The following is an 18567-nucleotide window of genomic DNA, read 5'->3' as shown; positions in this document are numbered from 1 at the left end:
GCGCTGGTGTCGAAGCAACCCATCGCGGCCGCGGCTAGCCGTCAGGGTTTTGCGTGGCCGGCCGTGGGGACTCCCACCGCCCTGGAATCCATACGTATTGGACACCGTCGTCGTGCCAGGCGCCCGGAATCCAGAGCATGCCCGGCGCAGGCGGCGCCGTCTTGACCTCCGGCAGGGGCGGAGGCGCGCCCTGCCCCCGCGCCGGGGTCTCGGGTGTGCCGGCGACACACGCCGCGAGGAAGGAACTCAAGAGGAGGCCGAGCAAGCGGGCTGTTCGATTCATCCGTGAAGCACCATCGCCCACACGTCGTAGAGGGCGTGCGTCCAGACCGCAGGCGCGAAGCCGCGGAACACGTAGATCGCCGTGAGGACCAGGCCGCAGACGGCGCGGAAGACAAACGATTGGACGTCCCACGAATCGCCGAGCGACCCCACGTAATGCCAGGCCGAGAACGCGACCGCCGCGACGCCGGCCCAGAGAAGCGTGAGCACGAGGCGGCGGATCCCCGGGCCGAAGATCGCCTTCACGACGAGCGCACCGAGGCCGAAGATCCCGGCGCGGAAGGCGATCTCCTCGTAGAAACCGGCGCCCATTGACATGACGACGCCCGAGAAGACGCCACGCGTCTCGACGCTCGGCCCGAGCGTGAGTGAACCGACGATGTACGAGGCCGCGAACCGCATGAGGATCGCGTAGAGCGTGCCTTCGAGGGCGATGAGCGCGAAGCGCTTGCCTTCGAGCGCGCGCTTCTGCCCGGTGGCGGCGAGGACGACGACGAACGCGATGCCAATCGCGACCGTGAGCCCCGCATACGTTGGCAGGCTGTTCTTCGCGAGCGCCGAGAGCTCGGCCGTGACGGGATCGGCGGCGTTCCGCACGGGGAGGAAGACGACGCCGAGGTGGTAGAGGAGAAAGATGGGGAGCGTCAGGCCGAGGTCGGTCCAGGCGTCGCTTTTCTCCGGGACTTTGCCCGGTTCTTCCTTCGCCTTCGCCTCGTCCGCCATCAGGAGGGCCTCAGCCGGTAGACGATGAACACGACCTCGGCGACCCAGATCATGATGTTCATCATGAAGGGGACGTCGCGCAGGATCTCCTGCGTGGGGCTCTCGGCCTTGGGGCGGCTCACGACGAGCTGGAGGAAGCGCACGACGCCGAAGAGCGGGTGAATCGTGGTGGCCCAGAGCCAGGGGTTCTGGAAGAAGCGCTGCGTGTCGTGGTCGAGCGTGTACGCGAGGTACGTGCCGATCGTGGCGATGCCCGTGATCGCGAGTGCGACGGTGAGCGCCTGCGGCGAGTAGGCCTCGAGCGCTGCGCGCTGCTTGCCGGCGTTCGCGGCCGACGCGAGTTCGTGGCGGCGCTTGCCGAAGCCGAGGAAGAGCGCAAGGAGCGCGGTGCACCCGACCATGAAGCCGGAGATCGGCGTGTTCGTCGCGAAGCCGCCGGCGAGGACGCGCAGGACGAACCCGAGGGCGATGAGGCCGACGTCGACGTACGCGATCTTCTTCAGGCCGAAGGAGTACGCGACGTTCTGCGCGAAGTACGCGAGCGCGACGATGAAGAACTTGATCGGCCCGAGCAGCGCGCCGCCGAGCGCGGTGAGGACGAGTGCGACGGCCATCGTCTTGGCGACCGAGACCGGGACCTGGCCACTCGCGATCGGCCGGAAGCGCTTCACCGGGTGCACCCGGTCGGCCTTGGCGTCCACGATGTCGTTCATCGTGTAGACCGCGCCGGCGAGGAGGCAAAACACGCCAAACGCGCCGATCGCGCTCTTGATGATCGACGGGTGCGTGAGGTGCTTGGCGAAGACGACCGGCGCCAGGACGAAGAGGTTCTTCACCCACTGGCTCGGTCGGACCGTGCGGATCATCCCGCGGACACGCCAGAGGACGCTGCCCTGTTTCGAGGGCGGAAGGAGCGGTGTCGGCTCCGAGAGCGGCGCGCTCGTCCCGGATACCTCCAGGGCGGCGCCGCCCGGAGCCGGGGTCAAAGCGAGCGCGTCGGCCTCCGCGGAGGAGGCGTTCCGACGCTCGTCGTCATCGTTCGAAGGGGCCCGAGAAGGACCGGGGACGGCCACGACGGCGGAGCATACATGCGGCCCGGGGGTCGGGCCACACGAGTGCGGAAAGGAAGCCCGGCAGGGGGCGAGAGCCGGGAAGGACGGCCGCCTCGGTACCCCGTGCTTCAGAAATCAGGAGGTTACCGCGGGCGCCTCCGATGATCGTGCTAGCATCAGCCCCAATGACGTCGGCGCTCTCGATCGCGCGGGAAACGACGCCCGTGCTCCAGGAGCTCCGCTCCGCGGTGGAGCAGGCCCTCGAAGGAAAGCCGGAAGCCGTCGAGCTCGCGCTCATCGCGCTGCTCGGGCGCGGCCATGTGCTGATCGAGGACGTGCCCGGCGTCGGCAAGACGACGCTGGCGCGCGCCCTCGCGAAGGCCGTGGGCGGCGAGCTCCGGCGTGTGCAGTTCACGAGCGACCTTCTGCCGAGCGACGTGCTCGGCGTGAGCGTCTTCGATCAGCGCACCGGGCAGTTCGTCTTCCGGCAAGGCCCGATCTTCGCGAACATCCTGCTCGCCGACGAGATCAACCGCGCGAGCCCGCGGACGCAGTCGGCGATGCTCGAAGCGATGAACGAGGGGCAGGTGTCGGTCGACGGCGTGACGACGCCGCTCCCCGATCCGTTCTTCGTGCTCGCCACGCAAAACCCGCAGGACTTCGCAGGCACCTTCCCGCTGCCGGAGTCGCAGCTCGACCGGTTCATGGTGCGCATCCGGCTCGGCTATCCGCCGCCGCACGTGGAGATGCGCCTCTTGCTCCAGAGCGGCGACGGGGACCGGATCAAGGCCGTGCCGCAGGTGCTCGAACCTTCGGCGCTCGTCGCGCTCCAGCGCGAGGTGGATCGGGTGGAGCTCGACGCGTCGCTCGCGACGTACCTGCAAGCCGTGCTGTCGGCGACGCGCACGAACCCGACGCTCTCGCTCGGCGCCTCGCCCCGCGCCGGGATGAACCTCGCCCGCGCCGCGCGGAGCCGCGCCGTTCTGCATGGGCGAACCTACTGCATCGCCGACGACATCCACGACCTCGCGGTGCCCGTGCTCGCGCACCGGATCCGCCTCGCCGCGCACGCCGAGGGCTACATGCCGAGCCGCGACGAGTGCGAGAACGCGGTGCGGGACATCGTCGCGCGGGTGCCGGTCCCGCTCTGAGCGAGGCGCGCATGGTGGCGGACCGGAGGCAGGCCGAGTCGCTCGCCGTTCGAGGCGACAAACCGCCCCGGGACAGCCGCGTCACGAGGCCGGAAGCAACGCCGCTGCCGACCGTGCCCGGCGCGCTCGCGCCGCTCCCGGGAGGCCCGACAGCAAACTCGCCGCGCGCGGACAACGCCCTCACGCGGTTCTGGCGCTCGTTTTTCAGCTTCAAGATGCCGCGGCGGCTGAAGTTCACCCGCGAAGGAAAATACTTCGTGGGCATCACGCTCGGCGTGGGCTTCGCGGCGATCAACACGGGCAACAACCTGCTGTACCTGCTGCTCGGGATGCTGCTCTCGCTGATGGTCGTGTCGAGCGTGATGAGCGAGCTGTCGCTGCGGACGCTGACCGTGACGCGAAGGCTGCCGACGCGGGCGCAGGTGGGCCGGGCGCACCTCGTGGAGATCGAGGTCTACAATCACAAGAAGCGCATCCCCTCGTACGCGATCGAGGTCGAGGATCTGCGCGCCGGGCAGCCCGCGGACAAACGCTGCTTTTTCCTGAAGATCAGCCCGTCGAGCGCGCAGGTCGCCGCCTACCGGCGCACGCCCGCGCGCCGCGGCCGCGATCGGCATACGGGCTTCCGCATCGCGACGCGTTTTCCCTTCGGGCTCTTCGAGAAATCCCGCGAGGTCTCGGCCGACGGGGAGCTCGTGATCTACCCGGCCGTCGATCCGGTGCGCCTTCCGCCCGAGGATCGGGGCCGCGCGCTCGGCGGCGTGGGCACGGCGGGGCGCGGGACGAGCGACGAGACGTACGCGCTCCGGCCGATGCGCGAGGGGGACGATCCGCGCGACATCTACTGGCGGAAGAGCGCGATCACGAACCAGATGGTGCTGCGCGAGCGGGCGCGCGAGACGCGGCCCGACGTGCGGCTCGTGATCGACGTGGTGCGGCCGAAGGGCTCGGGCGACGTGTTCGCGCAGCAGTTCGAGAAGCGGATCCGCGAGGTGGCCTCGCGCGCCGTGGCCCACATCAAGCGCGGCGACGGCGTCGTGGTGGCGACGAACCTCGGCGAGGAGGCGCGCGGCGATAGGAACATCGGCTCCGATCGGATCCTCCGGTTCCTCGCGCTGCTCGACGCCGTCGATGAGGAGCGGGTGCAGGAGATCCAGGAGCGCCGCGGGCTCGCGCGGGGCGGGCCTTCGCGGACGAGCGGAGGGCACGCATGAGGTTCGGGCTCGTTCACCGGGTGATGACCGACGCGCTCGCGGTGCTCGGCATCCTCGCGCTCCTCGCGAGCGGGCAGTTCGGGCCCTGGGTGAGCGGCTCGCTCATCGGCGGGCTCGTCATCGCGCTTCTGATCCGCGACGTCTGGGAGAAGTACCCGGCGCTCAAGCACTTCGACGCGATCACGCTGATCGGCGTGCTCGCGCTGCAGATCGGGCGGCTGCTCTTCGATCCGAACGCGAACGTGCTCGATGTGGTGATCGAGTTCGCCGCGGCGCTGCAGATCATCCGGCTCGCGACGCGCAAGGGCGCGGCGCACGACCAGCAGGTGATCGTGCTCGCGCTCCTGCACCTGATCTCGGGCACGGTGCTCGGCGGGGGCCTCGGCTACGGGCTCTGCTTCCTCGGCGTGATCATCGTGGCGCCGGGCGCGCTCGTGCTGAGCCACCTGCGGCGCGAGGTCGAGGGCAACTACCGGCAAGGCGCGCGGGATCGCACGGGCCTACCCGTCGACGTGCCGCGCATCCTGCGCTCGCGCCGCGTCGTCGGTCGCACGTTCCTCGGCGTGACGTGCCTGCTCTCGGTGCCGATCTTCGTGTTCACGGCGCTGCTCTTCGTGCTCTTTCCGCGCGTCGGGCTCTCGCTCCTGCTGCTGAACCGCGGGCACTCGGGCCGCGTGATCGGGTTCTCGGGACGCGTCGACCTCGGCGAGGTGGGCGTGCTCCGCAGTGACCCGACGCTCGTCATGCGCATCGAGATGCCGAACCTGCCGGATCCGCCGCCCGCGCGGATCCCGCTGCACCTGCGCGGCGCGGCGCTCGACGCGTACGACGGGCGCACGTGGACGCAGAGCGAGTCGTGGAAGCGCGCGGCGGAGACCGAGGCGGGCATCGTCCCGATCGACGACCGCTGGCCCGACTCCGCGCTTGATCCGGTGATGCGGATCGACCTCGAGCCGATCGACCCGCCCGTGATGTTCCTGCCGCCGTACGCCTCGGGCCTGCGGCTGCGGACGCGCGCGACGGTGGCGCCCGAGCCGCAGGCGATGGCCTTCAAGGGCCCCGAGGGCGAGCTCCGCTACCAGCCCATCGACGACCGCGGCATCAAGTACGACGTCTTCCTCTCGCGCAAGAAGACCCCATCGTTCCGCAAGCTGCCGAGCGGCGAGCGCTGGAAGTACCTCACGCTGCCGCGGAACATGTCGACGCGGATCCGCGATCTCGCCGCGGAGTGGACGAAGGAATCGACGAACCCGCTCGACCGGGCCCGCGCGATCGAAAATCATTTGAGGACCGACTATCGGTACGACCTCGCCTCGCCGTCCGGCAAGGACCCGCAGCCGCTCGACCACTTCCTGTTCGAGTCGAAGCGCGGGCACTGCGAGTTCTACTCGACCGCGATGGCCATCATGCTGCGCACGCTCGACGTGCCGACGCGCAACGTGACGGGCTTCGTCGGCGGCAGCTACAACCGCTTCGGCCGGTTCTATGCCGTGCGCCAGGGCGACGCACACTCGTGGGTCGAGGCGTGGATCGACGAATACGGCTGGCTCACGTTCGACCCGACCCCGCCCGCCGACGCTGCGCCGAAGAGCGAGATCGTCGGCGTCTGGGCCTACCTGCGCGACCTGATCGAGGCGACGAGCCAGCGCTGGGATCGGCACGTGGTGAGCTACGACCTGAGCCAGCAGGTGGGGCTCTTGAACAGCCTCACCTCGCGCTACCGCCGCGGCGGGTCGAAGGGCACGGACGGGCCGCGGGGCCGCGCGGGCCTCCTCGTCGCGGCAGCGATCGTCGCGACGGCCGGCGGCGCGGCGCTCTGGATGCGGCGGAAGAAACAACGCGCGGCCGCAGCCTCGCGCGGAGCGGATCCTCGCTCGGCGAGCGCGGTGCTCGCGACGTCGCTGTACGAGCTCCTCGACGCGGCGATGGGCGCGCGGGGCGTGGGCCGTTCGCCGAGCGTGCCGCCGCTCCGGCATGCGCAGGCGCTCGTGTCGATGTCGCATCCGCTCGCGGAGGAGATCCTCGATCTCACCGAGATCTACATCGCAGCGCGGTTCGGAGGCGTGACGATCTCCGACGAGGATCGGCGAAGCTTCGAGCGGCGCGTGAAGTCGATCCGTCAGCCGGAGCGGCCGAGCCAGCAGGCCGTGACGTCGCCCGCGTCCTGAGAGGATCGTCGCGTCAGGGCGCGCGGGACGCCGAGATCCCCGGCCGGCGCGGCGCGCGCGCGTTGGCGGCGACCATCATCGCCTTCGCCAGGATCACGTGCTTGATCGAGGCGCCCGTCAGGCCCACCTCGCCCGGCGCGAGGCGACCGACCTCATCGAGGAACGCTTGCGCTGCGTCGTGCTCGCCGAGCATCGAGAGCACCGCGCTCTGGTCCCGCAGGGTCCCTGCCACCACCGTCGACGTCGCCGTGTCCGGCACGATCGGCGCGGCGATCGCGGCCATCACGCGCTGGATCGGCCGGAGCGATGCGGTCGTCGAGAGCTTGCGGTCCGAAGGCCCGAGCGGCTGCGGCGCATACTCCAGCCAGCATCCGTCCACCGTGAGGTGCGAGACGAGCCGACGCGGCCAGCTCCGCTCGATCTCCGCGTGCAGCGGCCGCACGTCGGCGAGCTTCGAGAGCGCGTACTCGCTCGGCTGCCCGGCGAGCGCGTAGTCCCGCAGGAGCGGCTCGATCTCCGGATCCACCGCGAGCAGGCTGAGCGCCACGCGCCCGCGGTGCAGGAGCCGCTCCGGGACGATCAACACGTCGGGCCGCTCGCCGCGCAGGAGCCGCGCCGCCCAGAGCCGGAACGCGAGCGCCGGCGAGCGCACGAGGATCGCCGAGCTCGGCTCCAGCCGGCCGAGCGCGCCGTCCGTCCACTCCTCGGCCGCGAGCTGCTTGCCACGATCCGCGACGTAGCCGGCTTCCTCCGAGGAGAGCGCGACGAGCGTCACGTGAAAGACCACGACGAGCACCGCGCCGCTCTTCGCCATCGGCAAGCGCAGCTCGAGCAGCTTCTGCGTCACCGCGCAGACGCCGAGCGCCGAGCACACGGCGAGCGCGGCCACGGCGAGCGCGCGGACCGGCGTCATCGGATCGGCGTAGAGCGCGGCGAAGGCACGCGCTGGGATCAGCGTGTCAAACGCGACGAACGCGACGAGCGGCGCGACGAGCCCACGCGCGCCGGGCGTGAGGAGCGAGACGACGGCCCCGCCGAGCGCGATCAGGAGCGACGCCACGCCGACCTCGCGCGCCCACGCCGCGAGGCTCGAGAGCCGCGGCCCGGCCACGTCGAAGCCCGTCAGATCCGCGGCCGAGAGCGCGCGACCCACATCGGCAAACGCCCGCGGCGCGAGCGGCCGGACCACGAGCGGCACGAGCAACAGGAGCGCGACGGCCGCCATCGACGCGAACGAGATGGCGACGAGCTTGCGCGATGGTATCGGCGACGGCTCGATCCCCGCCGTGTTGCCGAACGGGAGCCGCTCGGCGATCGGCGTCGCGAGCACGGCAAAAACCGCAGCGAACGCGGCGGGCGGGCTCTCCGCGAGGGTCGCACCCGCGAGCGCGCCGAAGAGCACGGCGCCGCGCACCGCGAGCGCGCCTTCCGCGCGCAGCGCCGAGGTCCCCGCGAGCAGCGTCCCCAGCGCGAGCGCGACGGCGATCATCGCGCCGCCGCCGACCGTCGCCTCGCGTTGAAAGACCGGCGAGAGTGCGGCCGTCAGCGTCCCGAGCGCCGCGAGCGCCGAGGCGAGCGTCGGCCCGGCGCCGTGCGCCCGCAAGAGCCGCCGCGCGAGGCCAAAGAGCAGGATCGACGCAACGCCCAGCGCGATCGCCCCGCCGAGCGCGGCCCGAAACGTCCGCGGGCCGAGCGGGAGCAGGCCGAGCGCCTGCGTCAGCGGCGTCGACGCGCCGCCTCCGACGCCGACCGCGAGCAGCCCGAGATCGCGCAGCGCTGGTAAATCATCTCTCCACTGCCCGCTGCCCGCCGCCCTCATGAGCGCGAGCCCGAACGGCAACGCCACGGCCACGAAGCGCAGGACGCGCTCGTGCCATGCGAGGCGGGTCTCGACGGGCGCGGGGGACGAACGAGGCTTCGGCACGGGTCTCTCGTGCCAGGGACCACCGGAGACGGCCAAGTTTCGGGCCGCCGCGCCCCGCTTCGGCCGTCCGTTCGGCGGAGCCGTACGATTTACGGTTTTTCGCTGCGCGAATCTCCGTCGGCCCGAGTTAGGCTGGCGCCGCCCAACATGGCAAGCGCGGCGCGTGTCCTGGTCATCGACGACAGCCCGACCATTCTGAAGGTCGTCAGCGCCATCCTGGCCCGCAACGGCTACGAGCCTACCACCGCCCGCGACGGCGTGGCGGGGCTCGAGCTCATCCGAAAAGGCCCGAAGTTCGACCTCGTCCTGCTCGACTTCGTGATGCCGCGGATGAACGGCTACCAGTTCTGCCGCGAGCTCCGATCGGACGCGACGCACCGCACCTTGCCCGTCGTGCTGATGAGCGCCAAGGGCGACAAGATCCGCGGCACGTTCGTGCAGCAAACGGGCGCCGTCGACGCGATCACGAAGCCCTTCGACGCGCGCGCGCTCGTCACCGTGGTCGAGGGCGCGCTCGCCAAGACCGCCGAGGGCCGCTCGCCGCGCCCCGTCCCCGAGGGCCAGAAGATGCCCGAGGAGGAGGTGCTGCCGGTCGAGAGCATGCGCCCGAGCATGCACATCCGGCACGCGCGGCAGCGCGCCAGCGTGGAGTTCGCGCAGCAGGTCGCGAACGCCGTCGTCCCCGCGATCCTCGCCATCTCGCCCGAGGACCGCGCGAGCGAGGCCGCCGTCATGGCCGCCGTCGCGCGCGCGATGACGCCCGACATCCTCGCCTCGCTCTCGCTCACGGTGAAGGACCTCGACCCGGGAGACGGCGTGCGCGAGGCGATGAGCGGTGACCTCTCGGTCGTCGCGCTCGCCGAGATCCTCCAGGTGCTCGGCATGCAGCGCCAGACGGGCGTCCTGCACGTCACGAACAACCGCACCTCGATCACGATCTCCATGCGGCAGGGGCAGATCGACTTCGTGCAGTCGCGCGGCGCGACCGAAGAGTACCGCCTCGGCCGCTACTTCCTGGAGAAGGGCGCCCTCTCGCGGGACCAGCTCGACACGCTCCTCGCCGATCTCCGCGGCTCGAACAAGCTGCTCGGCGAAGAGGTCGTGGCCCGCGGCATCGTCACGCGTGAGGAGCTCGTCGACATCCTGACCAAGCAGTCGAGCGAGCTCATCTACGACATGCTCCGCTGGCCGTATGGCCGCTTCTCCTTCACGAAGGAGCCGTTCCGCCCCGAGGCCGACATGGCGAAGCTCACCCTCGGCGTGAGCGCGCTCGTCCTCGAAGGCTTCCGCCGCGTCGACGAGTGGCGGCTCATGGAGGGCACGATCCACTTCGATCAGGTGCCCGTGATCGATCAGTTTGCGCTCGAAGGACTTTCGCCCGGCCAGCTCGCGCGGCCCGAGCGACTCGTGCTCGACGCGGTGAACGGGCAGCGCACGGTGAGCGAGGTCGTCAAGGAGAGCACCGTCGGCTCCTTCGACGCGGTGAAGATCATCTACCAGTTCTTGCAGTCGCGCGTCCTTCGTACGAGGTAGGCGTGTGCGACGCGGGGGCGTGCTCGTGAGGGTCTCGGTCGCGAAGGACGGACGCTTCGTGCTCGTGCCGGCGGAGGTCGTGCGCGGCGTCTTCGTGCTCCCCTCGATCACGCCCGTCGAGGGACTGCGCAAGCCTGCCGCGGGCGTCGCGCTCGCGAACGGCGAGGTCGTCACGGTCCTCTGCATCGACGAGGAGGGGCTCTCGCCGTCGTCGCAAAACGAGCGCACGACGGCCGTCCTCTGTGACCTCGGCGGCGAGCCCGTCGCCATCGTGGGCCGCGCGGTCGAGTCGTCGGGTCTCTTCGAGGTGGCGCGAGACGGGTTCGTGCGCGCGGGCGAGACGGATGCCGCGATCCTCGACGTCGCGGCCCTCCGTCGCGAGGCCGAGGAGGCGATCTGGACGGCGCGCACGGCGGTGCTTCGTTCGCCGGAGGTCGCGTCGTGAGCGCGCCGCGCAGGCGAAGGTGGATCGACGTGCTCCGGCGCGCGGCCGAGCCTGCGAGCGCGACCGAAACGCCCGCGGACATCGACACGGCGCTCTGGTCGGCGCACGGCGAAGCGCAACGCGCCGTGACCGAGGCAGCCGAGGGCGCGCCGCGCCTGATGGACGCCGTCACGCGGCAACGCGCCTCGGTCGAGGGCGTCTCCGAGCGCGCTGGCGCGATGGCCGCGCACGCCGAGGGCCTCACGCTCGCGGCCACACGCGTCGCCGATCTGTTCGAGCGCCTCAGCGTGATCGCGCTGAACGCGGGCCTCGAAGGCGCGCGCACGCCGGAGCCCCAAGGCAAGGCGCTGCTCCTCGTCTCCGAGGAGATCCGCACGCACGCCGCGCGCGGGGCCGATGCCACGCGCGACCTCGTCGCGGTCGTCGAGGAGATGGCCGCCGAGACGAGCCTGCTCCGCGGCGAGCTCACGAGCGTCCTCATGGCCGCCGACGAGACGGGCGGCTCCGCGCGCACGCTCGGCGACGCCGCTGTCCGCGCGGGCGTCGCGCTCGTCGACGTCGAGAAGCACCTGCGCCGCGCCACGGGCATCGATCCCGAGGTCGCGCGGGCCGTCGCGCTCGCGGCCGAGCATGCGCGCGGCCTCCTCTCGGCGCTCTCCACGCTCCGCGCCACCACCCCTGCGCGCCCGCTCCTGCTCGGCGCGCTCCGCCCCGTGCTCACGCCTCTCTCGCGCTTGCTTGGCGAGCTCGGGGACGAAGGTCGTGCAGGGGAAGCCTCGCCCGGATCGCCACAGGGCGACGACGGTGGGGCCTCGTCGTGACGGCGGATCGCGAGATCACCCGCCTCCTCCTCGAAGAGATCCAGCGCCACGCCCCTGCGCTCGACGGCGACGCGCTCGACGACGCCCCGCGACGCGCGATCCACGCGCTGAAAGGATCGGCCGGCGTCGCGGGCGAGCGCGCGCTCTTCGACGCGCTCGCCCGGCTCGAACGACGCCTTGTCGACGGCGACGCCACGGCCCTCGGCGACGCGCGCGCGGTCCTCTCCATCGCGGGCGACGCCCTCGCCACGGGCCGCCCCATCCCGGCGCCTGCCTGGCCCGAGCCTCCGTGGGATCTCCGCGGACGCCCGGCGCCGCCCGAAAAACGCGCGCGTTATGCGGCGGAAATGAGCGATCGCCTCGCGCGGGTCGACGAGCTCCTCGCGGGTGAGCTCCCCGAGCCGCACGCCATCGCCGGCATCTTCCGCGAGGTGCACGCCATGAAGGCCGCCGCGCTCGCGGCCGGCGACGACGCCACCGCGTGGTTCTGCCATGGCCTCGAAGATCGCGCGCGCGACGCGAGCCGCAGCGACGTCGAGGCGCGCCGGGCCATCGGCGAGATCGCGCGCTGGCGGGGCCTGCTCGGCGAGCTCGTCGCCGCGCCCGATCGTGCGGTCGAAGTCCTCCGCCGCCTCGCGTACGGCGCTCGTTCGAGCTCGCAGCCCCCGCCCTCCTACAGCACGCCTGAGCCGCCTCCGCACAGCACCCCCGAGCCCTCGCTCGATCCTCGCGCCGCGCGCCTCTCCGGCGACACCCTCCGCGTCTCCACCGCCGCTCTCGATCGCCTCCTCGATCGCGTCCGCTCCCTCGAACGCACCGAATCCACCATCGCCGCGGCCGGCCGTGAGCTCGGCGTCCTCGCCACCCGCGCGCGTCGTGTCCGCAGCTCCCTCGCCGAAAGCCGCGGCCCCCACGACGCCCTCCCTCGCCGCGCGAAACGCCTCCGCAAGGCCACCGCTGCCGTCGCGGCCCTCTCCGACGCCCTCGACGCCGAGGCGTCCACGCTCCTCGGCATCGCCGAGCGCTCGCGCTTCGAGGCGGCCTCTGCGCATGCCGACATCGCGCTCATGCGCACCACCACCGTCGCGACCCTCTTCGATCGTGTCGTCTCTGCGGCGATCGCGCAGGCCCGCAGGCTCGGCCGAGACGTCCGTGTCCTCGCGCGCGGCGGCGAAACCCTCATCGATCGCCGCGTCGCCGAGGGCCTCTTCGACCCGCTCCTCCAGCTCGTCCAGAACGCCATCGTCCACGGCATCGAGCCCGAGACCACGCGCGCGCATCACGGCAAACCTCCTGCCGGCCGCGTCGAGATCCTCGCCGAGCAGCGCGGCGCCTCGCTCCGCATCGTCGTGCGGGACGACGGCGCAGGTGTCGACATCGAGCGCGTGCGTTCACGCGCCGTCTCACGTGGCGCCATCGCCTCCGCGCGTGCTGTCACGGCCGATCACAAAGCGCTCCTCGGCTTCCTCTTCGTCCCGGGCTTCACCTTGCGCGAAAGCGTCGACCTCCTCGCGGGCCGTGGCCTCGGCCTTGGCCTCGTGCGTGAGTCCGTGCGCCGCCTCGGCGGCACCGTGCGCCTCGCGAGCCGACCTTCCGAGGGCCTCACCGCCACCCTCGACGTCCCGCTCGAGCGTGGCCTCGTGCGTGTCTTGTGGGTCCGCGCGGGCGAGGCCGTTTATGCGATCCCGGCGCGCCTCGTTCGACGGATCGCCTTTGGCGCCGACCTCCCGAACACGCTCGCGTTCCCGCTCGCGGCTTGCGTGCGTGGGCTCGGCGCGCTCGAGACCGGCGAGGCGCTTGGCCCCGACGATGGACCTTCGTACCTCCTCGAGCTTGATCCGGGCCGCGAGGACGAGCCTTCCTTCTTCGTCTCGGTCACGTCCGTCGGCGAGATCGAGGAGACCTCGCTCCATGCGGCTCCGCCGCTCGTCGCGCTCGCGGGCCCGTACAACGGCGCGATCGTGCGAGGCGACGCCGTGCGCTTGTGCCTCGACGTCCACGCGCTGGCGGAGCTCGTGTACCTGGTGCAGGGACGGCGCGCGCCCTGACGCGCTCTTCGTTCCTGGTTCCTGTTCGTGGCTGGCGGAGAGAGAGGGATTCGAACCCTCGGATCAGTTTCCCGATCGCACGCTTAGCAAGCGTGTGCCTTAAGCCACTCGGCCATCTCTCCAGCCTCCAGACGACGCATCCATCGGCCGCGACCCTTGGGTCGGACGGCCTGGGACGCACGCCCAAAGCGCCACCGAGGTAGCACGGCTCCTCCTCCCGAGCCAACCCCAAACGGGAAGGGCTGCACGTTTCACGATGCTTTTTGTCCCGGCGGGGGCTTCGCGTCAGCGCGCGGCCCTCGGCGCCCGGCCGCGGAGGATCAACGAGAGGAGCGCCTTGACGTCGCGGTGCGCCTCGATCGGGTGCCGCAGCGGCTTGTCCGGATGCACCTCGTACAGGTTCCGCCGCCCCACCCGCTCTCGTGTCACGAACCCCTCCCCTTCCAGGTCCGTCACGATCCGTTGCACCGCGCGCTCCGTGATCCCCACCCGCTCGGCCACGTCGCGCAGCCGCACCTCCGGATCCTCGGCCAGACAGAACAGCACGTGCGCGTGGTTCGTCAGGAATGTCCACCCCGGCGCTTCTTCGGGTGGGGCCGCGCGACGCCTCGACGGCGCACGGGCCGCGCTCCCCGACACGCGACGTTCGTTTCGTGATTTCTTGATCATGCACGACCGGCGCTCGCCATCGGGCGCGGCGCCCCCCGCGAGTGGAATGGTAAGTCATGAATCGGCGCGACGCCCATCACCTCCGCGCGCTGCGCGTGCCCTCTCGCCTTCGCATGTCCCCTTCCCTACGGAGACGTCGAAAAGACTTCCGTTCCGCGACGCGCCCGGGCTCTACTCGAACCCGGGCCGCCTGGGAGGTGCCGCATGGCCGATCGCAAGGACATGCCTCATGTGGTGATCGTCGGTGGTGGATTCGGCGGGCTCAACGCCGCCATGTCGCTCGCGGGCGCGCCCGTCCGCGTCACGCTCGTCGACCGCACGAACCACCACCTCTTCCAGCCCTTGCTCTACCAGGTCGCGACCGCGGGCCTCTCGCCGGCCGACATCGCGGTCCCCATCCGCTCGGTCTTCTCGCGCCAGCGGAACGTCCGTGTCCTCCTCGCCGAGGCGAACGGCGTCGACCTCCCGGGCAAGCGCCTTTTGCTGGACAAGGGCGAGCTCCGCTACGATTACCTCGTCCTCGCCGTCGGCGCGACGCACAACTTCTTTGGCCACGACGAGTGGGGCACGCACGCGCTCGGCCTGAAGACGCTCGACGAGGCGCTCCGCATTCGCGAGCGAATGCTCCTCGCGTTCGAGGGCGCCGAACGCACGACGGACCCCGAGGCACGCAAGCGCCTTTTGACCTTCGTCGTCATTGGCGGCGGCCCCACGGGCGTCGAAATGGCCGGCGCCTTCTCCGAGCTCGCCACGCACGTCCTCTCCAAGGATTTTCGCGCCATCGACCCCTCCCAGGCCCGCGTCGTCCTCGTCGAGGCCGGCCCGCGTATCCTCGCGGCGTTCCCCGAGGACCTCGGAAAACGCGCCGAGGCCCAGCTCGCCTCCCTCGGCGTCACCGTCGAAAAAGGAAGGCCCGTCGCGCGCATCGACGACGATGGCATTGCGTTCGGGGATGGCGAGCGTATCGACGCCGCCACCGTCGTCTGGGCCGCGGGCGTCCGCGGCACCAAGCTCTCGCGTGCGCTCGGCGTCGAGCTCGACCGCGGCGGCCGGGTCAAGGTCTCCTCCGATTGCTCCCTCCCGGACCACCCCGAGGTCTTCGCGATCGGCGACATGGCCGCTTGTCGCGACAAGAACGGCGTCGACGTCCCCGGCCTCTGCCCTGCAGCCATTCAACAAGGCCAATACGTCGCGCGCACCATTCGCGCCGAGATCCGGGGAAAACCGCGCGAGCCTTTTGCGTACCTCGACAAGGGCACGATGGCCACCGTCGGCCGCAAGCGCGCCATTGCGATGATGGGAAAACTGGAGCTCGCGGGCTTCCTCGCCTGGCTCGCGTGGATGGCCGTCCACGTCTTCTTCCTGATCGGCTTCAAGAACCGCTTCCTCGTCATGTTCAACTGGATCTGGCAATACTTCACGTGGAAGCGCGGCGCGCGGCTCATCACCACGCATACCGGCGTCGAGCCGCAGCTCTTGCTCGCCGCCGCGCCCGACGGGCCCGTGCCTTCTTTGCGCACGACCGACGCGGCCTCGAAGCCGGCTCCGACGCGCTGACGACACGTCCTGGGCGTCCGCGGCGCGCGGAAACGACGCTCCCCTCCCCTCTCTTCGTGCCCCCTCCAGGTCTCCAGGTCTCCTCACCGCCTGGAGTTTCGCCGCAATGACGCAGCCTTGATGACCGCGGAATCGGCTTGATAGCCGAGCCTCCACGGCTAGATTGTATCTGTATGAATTGACGCGGGGTCTGGCGGACCGGTGCGTCGCGGACGCGCGTGCGCCGCGAATCCGCGCACGACGTGGCCGCGCCTCATCGACCGAACCGAGCCGCGCGAGCTTCCGCGTCCCTTATGGCACGTGCATGGGGGGGACGTGCCGTCACGCACGGCGCGCCTCCGTCACGCTCTTGGCAATCGTCTTCACGGAAGCGAGGTATCATTTCCATGAATCGAAGAAATGGCTTCCATTACGCGACGGGGTTCTTCACCGCGATGATCCTGGCCGGCTGCATGGATTTCGGCGGCCACGGCGAGGACCTGGAGGCGTCCCGGGACAACCTGGTCGCGCCGCCGGTGACCTGCCCGGATCGCGACTTGGATGGAATCTGCGACAACGTCGACAACTGCCCGGATGACGAAAATCCAGACCAGAGAGACACCGACGGCAACGGCCTCGGCGACGCCTGCGATTGTCCGGACATCGATGGCGATTTCATCTGCGATTTCGCGGACAACTGCCCCGCTTGGAAAAACCCCGACCAGAACGACACCGACGGCGACGGCATCGGCGACGCCTGCGATTCGGCCTGCCCCGACATCGACGGCGATAAAATCTGCAACGACGTCGACAACTGCCCGGAGTGGGGAAACCCCTTCCAGGAGGACAGCGACGGCGACGGCATCGGCGACGCCTGCGAATGCCCCGACGCCGACAAGGACACGGTCTGCGACCCCGACGACAACTGCCCGCACCACCCGAACCTGGGCCAGGAGGACGTAGACCTCGACGGCCTCGGTGACGCGTGCGACGCCTGCGCCGATGGGGACGGCGATCTCGTCTGCGATATCGATGATATTTGTCCAGCCGTCCCGAATCCCGATCAGCTCGACACCGATGGCGACGGCATCGGCGACGTTTGCGAAGAGCTTCCGCCGCCTCCGCCTCCTTGCTCGGACGTCGACGGCGATCTCGTCTGCGACATCGACGACAATTGCGTCGACATCCCGAATCCCGATCAGCTCGACGCCGATGGCGACGGCATCGGCGACGTTTGCGAAGAACTTCCGCCTCCGCCTCCCCCGCCTCCTTGCTCGGACGTTGACGGCGACCTCGTCTGCGACATCGACGACAATTGCGTCGACCTCCCGAACCCCGATCAGCTCGATGGGGACCTCGACGGCATTGGCGACGCCTGCGAACTGCCCCCGCCTCCGCCGCCTCCGCCGCCTCCGCCTCTTTGCTCGGACGTCGACGGCGATCTCGTCTGCGACATCGACGACAATTGCGTCGACGTCCCGAACCCCGATCAGCTCGATGGGGATCTCGACGGCTTCGGCGACGCGTGTGATTGCATCGACAAGGACCGTGACTTCATCTGCGACGTGGACGATTTCTGCCCGTTCACCGTCGTCCCGGAACTGACCGTGCCAGCCGTCTCGCTCTGGTTCAACCGCTATGCCCTCGTCGACGGGGACCCCGTCTTCGACACGGGCGGCGTGAAGGGCCAACCCGCGCCGCGCCTCTACACCCTCGAGGACACCCGCGGCTGCTCGTGCGAGCAGATCATCGCAGCGCTCAACCTCGGCCAGGGAATGCTCGACCACGGTTGCAGCATCAGCACCATGGAATACTGGATTTCCCAGGTGAACAAATAGCTGGTCGTATGCCGCGCGCGCTCGTCTGGTCACTCCACTGACCACCGCCCGCTGCCTGGCGCGGCTCCCCTTCCCGATCCTCCAGACAATCATTCGAGCGACGGAAAAACCTCCGGCGTTCTCGACGCCCGCGCCCTTTCGCCGACGGAGCAGATTCGTCGCGGCTTTGCGCCGTTCCCTCCTCGCCTCGACCTCCCGATTTCTTCTTGATGACCACCCCTCCCCCTCCGTGATGAATAGTGCGGCACGAATTCGACGCGGGTGATGATTTTGACCTTCACTGTACCTGCGTCGCGCGTTTGTCCCGTGCAGCGGGGTGAGCAGCGCACTTGTATGCCGGCTTCGCACGAAAAGAGGGGTGTGTTTCGCATGAAACGAAAGAATGCCTTCTACTCCTTGGCTGCCGTCTTGACGACGCTCATCGCGGTGGGCTGCATGGACGCCGCGACCCCTGAAGACGAGGCGCAGGAACTCGGGACGGCCGAAGGTCGTCTGGAGTGCGTGGACATCGACTACGATTACGTGTGCGCGCCTTACGACAACTGCCCGTACGTGGCGAACGCGAACCAGGCGGACATCGATTACGACAAGGTCGGCGACGTCTGCGATAACTGCAAGTACACGCAGAACCCTTCCCAGGAGGACGCCGATTACGACAAGGTCGGCGACGCTTGCGACAACTGCCCGTACGTCGCAAACGCGGACCAGGCGGACACCGACTACGACGGCATCGGCGATGCCTGCGACAACTGCGTATACGTGGCGAACCCCGCGCAGAGGGACGCCGACTACGACGGCATCGGCAACGCCTGCGAATACGGCTGCACGGGCGACAGCGACTACGACGGCGTCTGCGACAACGTCGACGAGTGTCCCTACACGACGTACGACACGGCGCCCGGCGGCCTGAACCCGAACCACTCCATCTGGACAGGCACGAGCGGCCCGAAGTTCGAGATCGGCCCACCGAACGGCCCCGGCTTCGACTTCTCCATCAAGGACACCGCGGGCTGCTCCTGTGCGCAGATCATCAAGGCGCTCGGCCTCGGCGCTGGCCACACGAAGTTCGGCTGCAGCCCGAGCGCCATGCAGACCTGGATCGGGTCCGTCTACTGACGCGCTCTCGATCCCGCTGAATCAACGCGCGGGGCTTAGAACCGCCC

At 70.1% G+C, this 18567-nt stretch carries 15 protein-coding genes and 1 tRNA gene; 10 read left to right on the top strand and 6 right to left on the bottom strand.

Annotated elements, in window-relative coordinates:
- Window positions 1-34 precede the first annotated feature (34 nt).
- From QHF89_RS27670 to QHF89_RS27660, 3 genes are read right to left on the bottom strand one after another with little or no spacing between them, the layout of a single operon-like run.
- Window positions 35-283, bottom strand: a complete 249-nt coding sequence (locus tag QHF89_RS27670; RefSeq protein ID WP_136966611.1) for a YXWGXW repeat-containing protein — start codon at window positions 281-283, stop codon at window positions 35-37.
- On the bottom strand, window positions 280-1005 hold the full coding sequence (locus QHF89_RS27665; protein WP_136926846.1) for a CPBP family intramembrane glutamic endopeptidase: 726 nt from the start codon (window positions 1003-1005) through the stop codon (window positions 280-282). Before QHF89_RS27665 ends, QHF89_RS27670 begins: the two co-directional genes overlap by 4 nt.
- Window positions 1005-2078 carry a decaprenyl-phosphate phosphoribosyltransferase gene (locus QHF89_RS27660; RefSeq protein WP_284721005.1) on the bottom strand — a complete coding sequence of 358 codons (1074 nt, stop codon included), beginning with the start codon at window positions 2076-2078 and terminating at the stop codon, window positions 1005-1007. Before QHF89_RS27660 ends, QHF89_RS27665 begins: the two co-directional genes overlap by 1 nt.
- A 164-nt stretch (window positions 2079-2242) precedes the next feature.
- Between QHF89_RS27660 and QHF89_RS27655 the strand changes: the two genes are divergently transcribed.
- From QHF89_RS27655 to QHF89_RS27645, 3 genes are read left to right on the top strand one after another with little or no spacing between them, the layout of a single operon-like run.
- Window positions 2243-3208, top strand: coding sequence for an AAA family ATPase (locus tag QHF89_RS27655; protein ID WP_136926845.1), 966 nt, complete (start codon window positions 2243-2245; stop codon window positions 3206-3208).
- A gap of 11 nt (window positions 3209-3219) precedes the next feature.
- On the top strand, window positions 3220-4422 hold the full coding sequence (locus QHF89_RS27650; RefSeq protein ID WP_136966612.1) for a DUF58 domain-containing protein: 1203 nt from the start codon (window positions 3220-3222) through the stop codon (window positions 4420-4422).
- Window positions 4419-6590: a transglutaminase TgpA family protein gene (locus tag QHF89_RS27645; protein ID WP_136926844.1), complete on the top strand. Its 2172-nt coding sequence runs from the start codon at window positions 4419-4421 to the stop codon at window positions 6588-6590. The genes QHF89_RS27650 and QHF89_RS27645 overlap by 4 nt, the downstream gene beginning before the upstream one ends.
- Before the next feature lie 13 nt (window positions 6591-6603).
- Here QHF89_RS27645 and QHF89_RS27640 read toward each other — a convergent pair whose 3' ends face one another.
- Window positions 6604-8514 (bottom strand): hypothetical protein, encoded by a 1911-nt coding sequence (locus QHF89_RS27640; RefSeq protein ID WP_136966613.1) that lies wholly within the window; start codon window positions 8512-8514, stop codon window positions 6604-6606.
- A 147-nt stretch (window positions 8515-8661) separates the two neighbouring features.
- Between QHF89_RS27640 and QHF89_RS27635 the strand changes: the two genes are divergently transcribed.
- The 4 genes from QHF89_RS27635 to QHF89_RS27620 are packed head-to-tail and all read left to right on the top strand — an operon-like array spanning window position 8662 to window position 13361.
- Window positions 8662-10047, top strand: coding sequence for a DUF4388 domain-containing protein (locus QHF89_RS27635; protein WP_136966614.1), 1386 nt, complete (start codon window positions 8662-8664; stop codon window positions 10045-10047).
- 4 nt (window positions 10048-10051) lie between these two features.
- On the top strand, window positions 10052-10492 hold the full coding sequence (locus QHF89_RS27630) for a chemotaxis protein CheW (protein WP_136966615.1): 441 nt from the start codon (window positions 10052-10054) through the stop codon (window positions 10490-10492).
- The gene (locus tag QHF89_RS27625; protein WP_136966616.1) at window positions 10489-11313 is read left to right on the top strand and encodes a hypothetical protein; all 825 of its coding nucleotides are present in this window, start codon (window positions 10489-10491) and stop codon (window positions 11311-11313) included. Before QHF89_RS27630 ends, QHF89_RS27625 begins: the two co-directional genes overlap by 4 nt.
- Window positions 11310-13361 carry an ATP-binding protein gene (locus tag QHF89_RS27620; protein ID WP_136966617.1) on the top strand — a complete coding sequence of 684 codons (2052 nt, stop codon included), beginning with the start codon at window positions 11310-11312 and terminating at the stop codon, window positions 13359-13361. Before QHF89_RS27625 ends, QHF89_RS27620 begins: the two co-directional genes overlap by 4 nt.
- A gap of 32 nt (window positions 13362-13393) precedes the next feature.
- Here the strand turns inward: QHF89_RS27620 and QHF89_RS27615 are convergent.
- Both QHF89_RS27615 and QHF89_RS27610 read right to left on the bottom strand, forming a co-directional pair.
- Window positions 13394-13483 (bottom strand) — tRNA-Ser (locus QHF89_RS27615).
- Between the two features lie 163 nt (window positions 13484-13646).
- Window positions 13647-13907 carry a helix-turn-helix transcriptional regulator gene (locus QHF89_RS27610; protein WP_284721004.1) on the bottom strand — a complete coding sequence of 87 codons (261 nt, stop codon included), beginning with the start codon at window positions 13905-13907 and terminating at the stop codon, window positions 13647-13649.
- Between the two features lie 327 nt (window positions 13908-14234).
- On the opposite strand from QHF89_RS27610, the gene QHF89_RS27605 reads away from it, so the two are divergent.
- The 3 genes from QHF89_RS27605 (at window position 14235) to QHF89_RS27595 (ending at window position 18520) form a co-directional block, all read left to right on the top strand.
- Window positions 14235-15587: an NAD(P)/FAD-dependent oxidoreductase gene (locus QHF89_RS27605; RefSeq protein WP_136966619.1), complete on the top strand. Its 1353-nt coding sequence runs from the start codon at window positions 14235-14237 to the stop codon at window positions 15585-15587.
- 386 nt (window positions 15588-15973) lie between these two features.
- Window positions 15974-17404, top strand: coding sequence for a thrombospondin type 3 repeat-containing protein (locus QHF89_RS27600; RefSeq protein WP_284721003.1), 1431 nt, complete (start codon window positions 15974-15976; stop codon window positions 17402-17404).
- 369 nt (window positions 17405-17773) lie between these two features.
- Complete coding sequence (locus QHF89_RS27595) at window positions 17774-18520, top strand: thrombospondin type 3 repeat-containing protein (RefSeq protein ID WP_284721002.1); 747 nt, start codon at window positions 17774-17776, stop codon at window positions 18518-18520.
- Window positions 18521-18567: the final 47 nt, after the last annotated feature.

The organism is Polyangium sorediatum, from assembly GCF_029946465.1.
GTDB lineage: Bacteria > Myxococcota_A > Polyangia > Polyangiales > Polyangiaceae > Polyangium > Polyangium fumosum.
This window is presented reverse-complemented; position numbering and strand designations above follow the sequence as displayed.

Excerpts from the sequence above, each read along its gene's own strand:
- QHF89_RS27670 (WP_136966611.1), bottom strand. The coding sequence starts at position 283 with ATGAATCGAACAGCCCGCTTGCTCGGCCTCCTCTTGAGTTCCTTCCTC.
- QHF89_RS27665 (WP_136926846.1), bottom strand. The coding sequence starts at position 1,005 with ATGGCGGACGAGGCGAAGGCGAAGGAAGAACCGGGCAAAGTCCCGGAG.
- QHF89_RS27655 (WP_136926845.1), top strand. The coding sequence starts at position 2,243 with ATGACGTCGGCGCTCTCGATCGCGCGGGAAACGACGCCCGTGCTCCAG.
- QHF89_RS27650 (WP_136966612.1), top strand. The coding sequence starts at position 3,220 with ATGGTGGCGGACCGGAGGCAGGCCGAGTCGCTCGCCGTTCGAGGCGAC.
- QHF89_RS27645 (WP_136926844.1), top strand. The coding sequence starts at position 4,419 with ATGAGGTTCGGGCTCGTTCACCGGGTGATGACCGACGCGCTCGCGGTG.
- QHF89_RS27635 (WP_136966614.1), top strand. The coding sequence starts at position 8,662 with ATGGCAAGCGCGGCGCGTGTCCTGGTCATCGACGACAGCCCGACCATT.
- QHF89_RS27605 (WP_136966619.1), top strand. The coding sequence starts at position 14,235 with ATGGCCGATCGCAAGGACATGCCTCATGTGGTGATCGTCGGTGGTGGA.
- QHF89_RS27600 (WP_284721003.1), top strand. The coding sequence starts at position 15,974 with ATGAATCGAAGAAATGGCTTCCATTACGCGACGGGGTTCTTCACCGCG.
- QHF89_RS27595 (WP_284721002.1), top strand. The coding sequence starts at position 17,774 with ATGAAACGAAAGAATGCCTTCTACTCCTTGGCTGCCGTCTTGACGACG.